9 protein-coding genes are annotated in these 8,595 nt (G+C 52.5%); all 9 read left to right on the forward strand.

Annotation, left to right across the window (positions count from 1 at the left end; translation table 11 throughout):
* A partial coding sequence (locus OCV69_RS06735; RefSeq protein WP_262563031.1) for a CHAP domain-containing protein occupies nucleotides 1-683 on the forward strand: 683 nt, incomplete at its 5' end.
* A gap of 29 nt (nucleotides 684-712) precedes the next feature.
* A complete protein-coding gene (locus tag OCV69_RS06740; protein ID WP_002595833.1) occupies nucleotides 713-964 on the forward strand; it encodes a DUF4315 family protein in 252 nt (83 codons plus the stop codon).
* Entirely contained in the window at nucleotides 954-1,709 is a 756-nt protein-coding gene (locus tag OCV69_RS06745; protein ID WP_154042300.1) for a DUF4366 domain-containing protein, read from the forward strand. The genes OCV69_RS06740 and OCV69_RS06745 overlap by 11 nt, the downstream gene beginning before the upstream one ends.
* Complete coding sequence (locus OCV69_RS06750) at nucleotides 1,706-1,900, forward strand: hypothetical protein (protein WP_154042301.1); 195 nt, start codon at nucleotides 1,706-1,708, stop codon at nucleotides 1,898-1,900. Before OCV69_RS06745 ends, OCV69_RS06750 begins: the two co-directional genes overlap by 4 nt.
* On the forward strand, nucleotides 1,897-2,589 hold the full coding sequence (locus OCV69_RS06755) for a conjugal transfer protein TraG (RefSeq protein ID WP_154042302.1): 693 nt from the start codon (nucleotides 1,897-1,899) through the stop codon (nucleotides 2,587-2,589). The genes OCV69_RS06750 and OCV69_RS06755 overlap by 4 nt, the downstream gene beginning before the upstream one ends.
* A complete protein-coding gene (locus OCV69_RS06760) occupies nucleotides 2,570-4,669 on the forward strand; it encodes a type IA DNA topoisomerase (RefSeq protein ID WP_262563032.1) in 2,100 nt (699 codons plus the stop codon). The genes OCV69_RS06755 and OCV69_RS06760 overlap by 20 nt, the downstream gene beginning before the upstream one ends.
* Nucleotides 4,666-4,944, forward strand: coding sequence for a hypothetical protein (locus OCV69_RS06765; protein WP_002570998.1), 279 nt, complete (start codon nucleotides 4,666-4,668; stop codon nucleotides 4,942-4,944). The genes OCV69_RS06760 and OCV69_RS06765 overlap by 4 nt, the downstream gene beginning before the upstream one ends.
* 11 nt (nucleotides 4,945-4,955) lie before the next feature.
* Entirely contained in the window at nucleotides 4,956-8,324 is a 3,369-nt protein-coding gene (locus tag OCV69_RS06770) for an LPD28 domain-containing protein (RefSeq protein ID WP_262563038.1), read from the forward strand.
* A gap of 1 nt (nucleotide 8,325) precedes the next feature.
* Nucleotides 8,326-8,541 (forward strand): transposon-transfer assisting family protein, encoded by a 216-nt coding sequence (locus OCV69_RS06775; protein ID WP_154042303.1) that lies wholly within the window; start codon nucleotides 8,326-8,328, stop codon nucleotides 8,539-8,541.
* Nucleotides 8,542-8,595 lie beyond the last annotated feature (54 nt).

The following is an 8,595-nucleotide window of genomic DNA, read 5'->3' on the forward strand; positions in this document are numbered from 1 at the left end:
ACCGCACGGAGACTTCCACCGACCCGGAGACCGGCGAGACCACCTCAGAAGAAGTACCCTATGAGTATTACATTCTGAATGTGAAACTCACCAGCAAGCCCATTTCTGCTGTGGCGTCGGAGTTATTGACCCCGGAGCAGATGGAAATGTATCAGGTCTACCGACAGACCATGGGCAATAAACCGCTGTTGTTTGGCGGCGGTTCCCCTGATACCAGCGGCTCGGAAGATCTGTCTGGTGTGCAGTTCATTAACGGCACCCGCCCCGGCAATCCGCAGCTGGTGGAACTGGCGAAAAGTCAGGTGGGCAATGTGGGCGGTTATCCCTACTGGAGCTGGTATGGCTTTGACAGCCGCGTGGAATGGTGCGCCTGCTTTGTATCCTGGTGCTATAACCAGGCAGGAAAAAGTGAGCCGCGCTTTGCAGGCTGTGAGTGGCAGGGTGTTCCGTGGTTCCAGTCTCATGGACAGTGGGGCGCACGGGGATATGAGAACATCGCCCCCGGTGATGCCATTTTCTTTGATTGGGATCTGGATGGTTCCGCAGACCATGTGGGAATTGTTGTCGGTACCGATGGCAGCCGTGTTTATACCGTGGAGGGAAATTCCGGCGATGCCTGCAAGATCAAGAGTTATGACCTGAATTATCAGAGTATCAAGGGCTACGGCCTGATGAACTGGTAACAGAGATTTTTTAGAAGGAGTGATAGACGATGGCAAAGAACAAAATTGAACGAATTGACCAGGAGATTACAAAGGTCCGCGAGAAGATCGCAGAGTATCAGGAAAAGCTCAAAGCGCTGGAGGCACAGAAAACCGAGGCAGAAAATCTGGAGATCGTCCAGATGGTGCGCGCCCTGCGTATGACACCGGCTCAGCTGAGCGCCATGCTGTCCGGCGGCACAGTTCCCGGCAGTATGGTGGATGACAACAACGAACAGGAGGAAAACAGCTATGAGGAATAAACGACTGCTCCGAACACTTTCTGCCCTTTGCCTGACGCTGGTTCTGGCATCGGGCTTTACCGTTCCCGCTTTTGCCCAGGGCGCAGCGCCGCCCCCGGCAGAGGATACCACCAATGACAGTAATGTGGTGGTGGAAGAACCCGAAAAAGCGCCTCCGCTGACCCCGGATGGCAACGCCGCTCTGGTGGATGATTTTGGTGGCAACAAGCAGCTCATTACCGTTACCACCAAGGCTGGCAACTATTTTTATATCCTGATCGACAGGGCCAACGAGGATAAAAAGACTGCTGTTCACTTTCTGAACCAGGTGGATGAAGCGGACCTGATGGCGCTGATGGAAGATGGAAATGCCAAAGAAGAGCCGCCTGCTGTGTGCAGCTGCACGAAGAAATGTGAAGCAGGGGCAGTCAATACGGCCTGTCCGGTCTGTGTAACGGATAAGAGTAAATGTACGGGAAAAGCACCGGAACCTCCGGCAGAAACACCGGAGCCGGAAAAAGAGAAGCCTGCCGGACTGAACCCGGCTGCGCTGATCCTTCTGCTGGCTCTGCTGGGTGGCGGTGGCGTATTTGCCTACTTGAAACTCGTTAAGAATAAGCCTAAGACTAAGGGCAATGACAGTCTGGACGATTATGATTATGGCGAGGAAGATTCCGAGGAATGGGAAACCGAGGATGAGGAGTCGGACGAGCCTGACGCTGACGGGGGCAGCGCAGAAGAAGATGACGAGGACAGCGTGAAATGACCCGTTTCACAGACAGTTCCTATGAACGCATGATGACACGCAGGCCGGAGGGCGGGAAGAAAACTTCCCGTCCTCCCTCTTTACCCCCAAGCCACCCCTGTTATGGCTGCGGGAATTATGGAAGTCCCTGCGTAGGCGTCTGCCACCGGGAAATGGAACGATGGCTCAAAGAAAGGAAACGAAAAAAATGAGTGTTCTGATTATATTTATCAAGCTGATTGCTGTTTTTGACCTGCTGGTGATCGCCGTGTATTTTGGCGGCGACATTCTTTCTACCATGTTAAACAAACTTCGGAGAAAAGCAAAACAGGAAGATTCCTTTGACTTTTCTCAGGATGCCGTGATGGTTTCATTATCCATAGATTCTGTCCGTCAGCTTTATTCCGGTGACGCGGCAGATTTTGTGGAAGATAAGATTCTGCCAAATGCGGAGAAAACGATGGCTGTTTTGACGGACCAGGAACAGGCAGCAGTCCGTCTGCTCTTATCTGCCCTGATCGGTTTTCTTGCAGCAGAAGCTCCTATGGATGAACAGAGCTTTCCTATGGTAATGGAACTTCTGAACTGTATGGAGGGTGAAAAAGAGGATGGTTGTCAGGATGCAGTAGAAAGTTTGCTTGAAGATGCTGTCCGCAATACCCACCGCCATGAAGAATATTACAGCAATTATCAACGCTACCAGCTGATGCAGGTGGATAAAACTCGTGTCATTTTGGCTTGCCGCATCATCATCAATGACCTGCTGGGGAAACTGTACCGCTATGACTACCGGTTTGGTTATAACCTGCTTCTGGATGAGGAAAACAGCATTGAGAAAAAACTGCACACGCCTGTGCGGGAAGAATGGGAGGTTGAAGAATATGAAGCTGGTGATTGCTGAAAAACCATCAGTTGCCCAGAGTTTGGCGGCGGTGATCGGTGCAACTGCCCGTAAGGACGGGTATCTGGAGGGCAACGGCTGGCGTGTCAGCTGGTGTGTGGGCCATCTGGCCGGTCTTGCGGACGCAGACAGCTATGACCCTAAGTACGCAAAGTGGCGATATGATGACCTGCCTATTCTGCCGGAGCATTGGCAGATGGTGGTGGGAAAGGATAAGAAAAAGCAGTTTGATATTCTCAAAAAGCTGATGAACGCCCCGGATGTGACGGAGGTGGTAAATGCCTGTGATGCCGGACGCGAGGGCGAGCTGATTTTCCGCAGCGTCTATGAGCTGGCAGGCTGTCAAAAGCCGATGAAAAGGCTCTGGATTTCTTCGATGGAGGACTCCGCCATAAGGGAGGGCTTTGCAAACCTGCGCCCTGGTGCGGACTATGACGGACTTCGTGATGCTGCCCTCTGCCGTGCCAAGGCCGACTGGCTGGTGGGGATCAATGCCACAAGGCTTTTTTCCGTGCTGTATCACCGCACACTCAACATCGGGCGCGTTATGTCCCCAACGCTGGCACTCATTGTCCAGCGAGAAGCTGAGATCGACACCTTTAAGCCGGTTCCCTTTTATACCGTGGCGCTGGAGCTGCCCGGTCTTACTGTATCCGGGGAGCGCATGAGTGACCGAGCAAGCGCCGAGCAGCTGAAAGAAGCCTGTCAGGGTGCAGCTGTCACGATCAAAAAGGTGGAGCGCAAGGAAAAGTCCGAAAAGCCGCCTGCCCTCTATGACCTGACTACTCTGCAAAGAGATGCCAACCACCTGCTTGGATTTACAGCCCAGCAGACCCTGGACTATCTGCAAAGCCTGTATGAAAAGAAGCTCTGCACCTATCCCCGTACTGACAGCCGCTATCTGACCGGTGATATGGCAGACAGCCTGCCGGTGCTGGTGAATCTGGTTGCCAATGCTATGCCGTTTCGCAAAGGGATCGCCATTACCTGTGATTCGCAGACGGTCATCAACGATAAGAAAGTAACCGACCACCACGCAGTAATCCCTACCAGAAATCTCAAGGATGCAGACCTTTCTGACCTTCCTGCGGGAGAAAAAGCGGTGCTGGAGCTGGTGGCTCTGCGTCTGCTGTGCGCCGTAGCCCAGCCCCATATCTATTCGGAAACCGTTGTGATTGCAGCGTGTGCCGGTGGGGAGTTTACAGCCAAAGGAAAAACTGTGAAGCACCCCGGATGGAAAGCGCTGGAGGACGCTTACCGTGCCAAAATGAAGGATGCAGAGCCGAAAAAAGATGGCGCAGAGAAAGCCCTGCCGGAGCTGACCGAAGGACAGACCCTTTCGGTTTCTGCGGCAATCGTCAAAGAAGGCAAAAGCAGTCCGCCTCAGCACTTTACGGAGGACACCCTGTTGTCCGTGATGGAGACTGCCGGAAAAGAGGATATGCCGGAGGACGCTGAGCGAAAAGGTCTGGGTACACCGGCCACCCGTGCCGGTATTTTGGAAAAGCTGGTATCTGCCGGTTTTCTGGAACGAAAAAAGAGCAGGAAAACGGTGCAGCTTCTCCCTTCCCATGATGCAGTTTCCCTTATCACCGTCCTGCCGGAACAGCTGCAATCGCCGCTTTTGACTGCCGAGTGGGAGTACCGCCTGGGAGAGATCGAGCGCGGGCAGCTTGCCCCGGAGGAGTTTTTGGACGGGATCAGCACCATGCTGAAAGATCTGGTGGGAACTTATCAGGTCATAAAGGGAACCGAGTACCTGTTCACTCCGCCCCGTGAGGTGGTGGGCAAATGCCCTCGCTGCGGCGGTGAAGTTGCAGAACTGCAAAAAGGCTTCTTCTGTCAGAATGATTCTTGCAAATTTGCAATCTGGAAAAACAACAAATGGTGGGCCGCCAAGAAAAAACAGCCGACCAAGGCTGTGGTGTCTGCACTGCTGAACGATGGCCGTGTCCGTGTAATGGGCCTATATTCGGAGAAAACCAGCAAAACCTACGATGCTACTGTGGTTTTGGAGGATGATGGACAGTACGCCAACTTCAAGCTGGAATTTGACCAGCGGAAAGGAGGCAGCCGATGAAGCTCTCTTTAGTGGAACGGGAAACCATTCTCCTCTATAACCAGGCAGAACCAATGGCTGAGGTCTACACCCACGATCCCCGTCTGATGGAGAAGCTGGAACTGCTGGCAAAAAAGCACCCCGACCAGATCACCCGAAAGGACGCCCATAACTTTACCGTCCCCAAGCGGTGTGTATCCGTCCGGGAGCCATACAGCGCCGAACGCCGCAAAGCTGCCAGTGAACGGGCCAAAGCTGCCGGATACCAGCCCCCTGTGAGAAAGTCCAGCAGTTAAGTTAAAGGCACATAGCAGAGAATGTATTTGAAGCAGTCAAGCAGTCAGTCAGCACCAGAGAAGCGGCAGCGCTTTATGGGATCGAGGTCAAACGAAATGGTATGGCCTGCTGTCCCTTTCATGATGATAAGAACCCCAGCATGAAGGTAGACCAGCGGTTCCACTGCTTTGGCTGCGGTGCAGATGGGGATGTGATCGACTTTACCGCAAAGCTCTTTGATCTCTCCCCAAAAGAAGCGGCGGAGAAACTGGCACAGGACTTTGGCCTGATCTATGACAGTCAGGCCCCTTCCCGCAGGAAGTATGTCCGGCAGAAAACCGAGGCACAGCAGTTTCGTGAGGACCGGCAGCGGTGTTATCGCGTACTGTCCGATTACTACTATCTGCTGAAAAAATGGGAGATCGACAATTCTCCCCGGACACCGGAGGAAGAACCGCACCCCCGCTTTGTGGAAGCAATCCAGAAGAAAACCTATGTAGAGTACCTGCTGGACCTTTTTCTTTATGAAAGTGAAGAAGAACAAAAGGCATGGATTGCAGAACACACAGCAGAAATCACACACTTGGAAAGGAGATTGAAAATCATGGCTGAGAACAAACCCACCAACCGAGAGCGGCTAAGGGAAATCACGGATGGCATCGAGCAGGGCATCAAAGAACTGTTTGAGAGCGAAAAGTATATGCGCTATCTGTCCGTCATGTCCCGCTTCCACCGCTATTCGGTAAACAACACCATGCTTATCTATATGCAGAAGCCGGACGCCACTTTGGTAGCCGGATACAATAAGTGGAAAGACCAGTTTGAGCGTCATGTAAAAAAGGGCGAGCATGGCATTACCATCATCGCCCCCACACCGTACAAGAAGAAAATCGAGGAGCAGAAACTGGACCCGGATACCAAGGCTCCGATTCTGGATAAAGACGGAAAGATTGTTACAGAGGAAAAAGAAATCGAGATCCCCATGTTTCGCCCGGTCAAGGTCTTTGATGTGAGCCAGACTGATGGGAAACCTTTGCCGGAGCTTGCTTCCTCCCTTTCCGGCAATGTACCCAATTATGAGGCATTCATGGAGGCCCTGCGCCGCAGTGCGCCGGTGCCGATTACTTTTGAAGCAATGGCCGCCGATACGGACGGCTATTTTTCTGCCGATCATCAGAAAATCGCCATTCGTCAGGGCATGAGTGAGGTGCAGACGGTTTCGGCCACAGTACATGAGATTGCCCACAGTAAGCTCCACAATCAGAAAAAGATTCAGATTGCCAATGACGAGCAATATCAGGAGATCGAGCTGTTTGATAAACCCGGTCTGTTCTCCAATGGGCGGATTGCCCGTGATAATCTGCCGGAGGGCGTTTATTGCTATGACCTGCGCGGTTCTGACTATGACCCCGGAGAGCCGGTCTGTGTAGAAGAACGAGTGGTTGTAAACCATGCAGGTTCCGTTCTGTTGACAGAGCCGCTGGAGCTGGCGGAAGATGGACGCCTGATGCTGACCGAGGAAGAAGGGCTGAATTTTACCGGTGGCTTTTCTACCCTCTCCCAGTTCTTGCAGGAACAGAAGAAAGACCGCCACACGGAGGAAGTGGAGGCTGAAAGCATCTCCTATGCGGTCTGCAAGTATTTTGGCATTGAAACCGGAGAAAACAGCTTCGGCTATATTGCAAGCTGGAGTCATGGCAAGGAACTGAAAGAGCTGAGAGCCAGTTTGGAGACCATCAATAAGACCTCCGGCACTTTGATCTCTGACATTGAACGCCACTATAAGGAAATCTGCAAAGAGCGTGGAATTGACCCCAATGCAAAGGCAGAGCCGGAAACCGCCCCGATAGAGCAGCCGACCGGCAATCTAACCTACTATGTAGCAGAGTGCATGGAGTTTCCAAACCTCGGAGAATACCACGATAACCTGTCTTTGGAGGAAGCGGTTCGCATTTATCAGGAAATTCCGGCAGAGCGAATGAACGGGATCAAAGGAATTGGTTTTGAGCTGAAAGACGGAAGCGACTATGAAGGACCGTTTCCGATTTTGACCGGGCAGACCATTGACCTGGATACCATCCAGGCAATCGACTATTACCGTGACAATCCGCTGGTACAGAAAGCGGTAAAGGAACTGGCTGCGGCCATGCCGGAAATGGAGGTGCTGGGGGCGGACGCCAACCAGCAGGAGGCTTTGTTTCTGATCGACGATGCCACCTATCTTCATATCCAGCCCTGTGACAGCGGCTGGGACTACACCCTTTACGATGTTGCATCCATGAAAGAGCTGGATGGCGGTCAGCTGGATATGCCGGAGCTTTCCCGCATGAAGGCAGTTCTTCAGATTTGTGATGACAACGATTTGGGCAAAGACTCGGTAAAATACGCACCGTTGTTCATGATCGAGACCTTGCAGGAAGCTGCCTATCAGCAGATGCAGGCAGAGGCCAGTCAGATGGCTACTTCTTCCCAACTGCCGGAAGCACAGGAGCAGGCACTGGATGAATACCCCATGCCCGATGAGCAGGTCTCCACACCGGATATGCAGGAATACGGATACTCCTATGATGGGATGCTCCCTGTTACCAGAGAACGGGCGCTGGAACTGGATGCCGCCGGTTTGACTGTCTATGTGCTGCATGAGGACAATACGGAGAGCATGGTGTTTGACCCACAGGAGATCATGGAGCATGGCGGTCTTTGCGGTGTGGACCGTGAGGAATGGGAGAAAAGCCCTCAGTTCCATGAAAAGGTCATGGAGCGTCAGGAACATCAGCAGGAACGAGAACAGGCATTTCTCTCCCAGAATAGAGATTGCTTTGCCATCTATCAGGTGAGCCGTGACGATCCGCAGAATGTGCGCTTTATGAATCTGGACTGGCTAAAGTCCCTTGATATTTCCATAGACCGCAGCAATTATGACCTAATCTACACCGCTCCGCTGAGTGAGTCTAGCACTGTGCCGGAGCAGCTGGAAAAACTCTATCAGCAATTCAATCTGGAAAAACCCGTGGACTTTCACAGCCCCTCCATGAGCGTCAGTGACATCGTTGCGATCAAGCAGGACGGTAAGGTATCCTGTCATTACTGTGACAGCGTTGGTTTTACCCAGATCCCTGGATTCTTTTCGCAAAATCCACTGAAAAATGCGGAGATGGCCGTGGAGGACGATTACGGCATGATCGACGGTATCATCAACAATGGTGCAAAAGAGCCTACGGTGGCAGAGCTGGAACAGCAGGCCCGAAGCGGTCAGCCCATTTCCCTGATGGACTTGGCTGATGCCGTTCATCGGGAGGAACGGGAAAAGAAAAAGTCCGTTGTGGATCAGCTGAAAAGCCAGCCCAAAGCAGAACACAAAAAGACAGCACCCAAAAAGAGTACGGAAAGGGAGATTTGATATGGGAAACTTTACTTTTGAGGAAATGAACCTGATGTGCATTTACAATACCGGCAACCGCACCGGATTGATCGACAGCCTGCGTGAGATGTGCGGCGAGCTATCACCGGAGGAAACGGAACTGAGGGAGCTGACCGACAGCGCCCTTACGAAGCTCTGTGCGATGACCGATGAGGACTTTGCCCAGTTGGAGCTGTATCCGGATTTTGACCAGTAAACACCATAACCGCAGGGATGGGGTGGCAAATTGCCACCCCACCTCTTTACCCCA

The sequence above is a fragment of the Alitiscatomonas aceti genome (assembly GCF_025567195.1).
Classification (GTDB): domain Bacteria; phylum Bacillota; class Clostridia; order Lachnospirales; family Lachnospiraceae; genus Alitiscatomonas; species Alitiscatomonas aceti.

Excerpts from the sequence above, each read along its gene's own strand:
- OCV69_RS06760 (WP_262563032.1), top strand. The coding sequence starts at position 2,570 with ATGAAGCTGGTGATTGCTGAAAAACCATCAGTTGCCCAGAGTTTGGCG.
- OCV69_RS06755 (WP_154042302.1), top strand. The coding sequence starts at position 1,897 with ATGAGTGTTCTGATTATATTTATCAAGCTGATTGCTGTTTTTGACCTG.
- OCV69_RS06750 (WP_154042301.1), top strand. The coding sequence starts at position 1,706 with ATGACCCGTTTCACAGACAGTTCCTATGAACGCATGATGACACGCAGG.
- OCV69_RS06765 (WP_002570998.1), top strand. The coding sequence starts at position 4,666 with ATGAAGCTCTCTTTAGTGGAACGGGAAACCATTCTCCTCTATAACCAG.
- OCV69_RS06740 (WP_002595833.1), top strand. The coding sequence starts at position 713 with ATGGCAAAGAACAAAATTGAACGAATTGACCAGGAGATTACAAAGGTC.
- OCV69_RS06745 (WP_154042300.1), top strand. The coding sequence starts at position 954 with ATGAGGAATAAACGACTGCTCCGAACACTTTCTGCCCTTTGCCTGACG.
- OCV69_RS06775 (WP_154042303.1), top strand. The coding sequence starts at position 8,326 with ATGGGAAACTTTACTTTTGAGGAAATGAACCTGATGTGCATTTACAAT.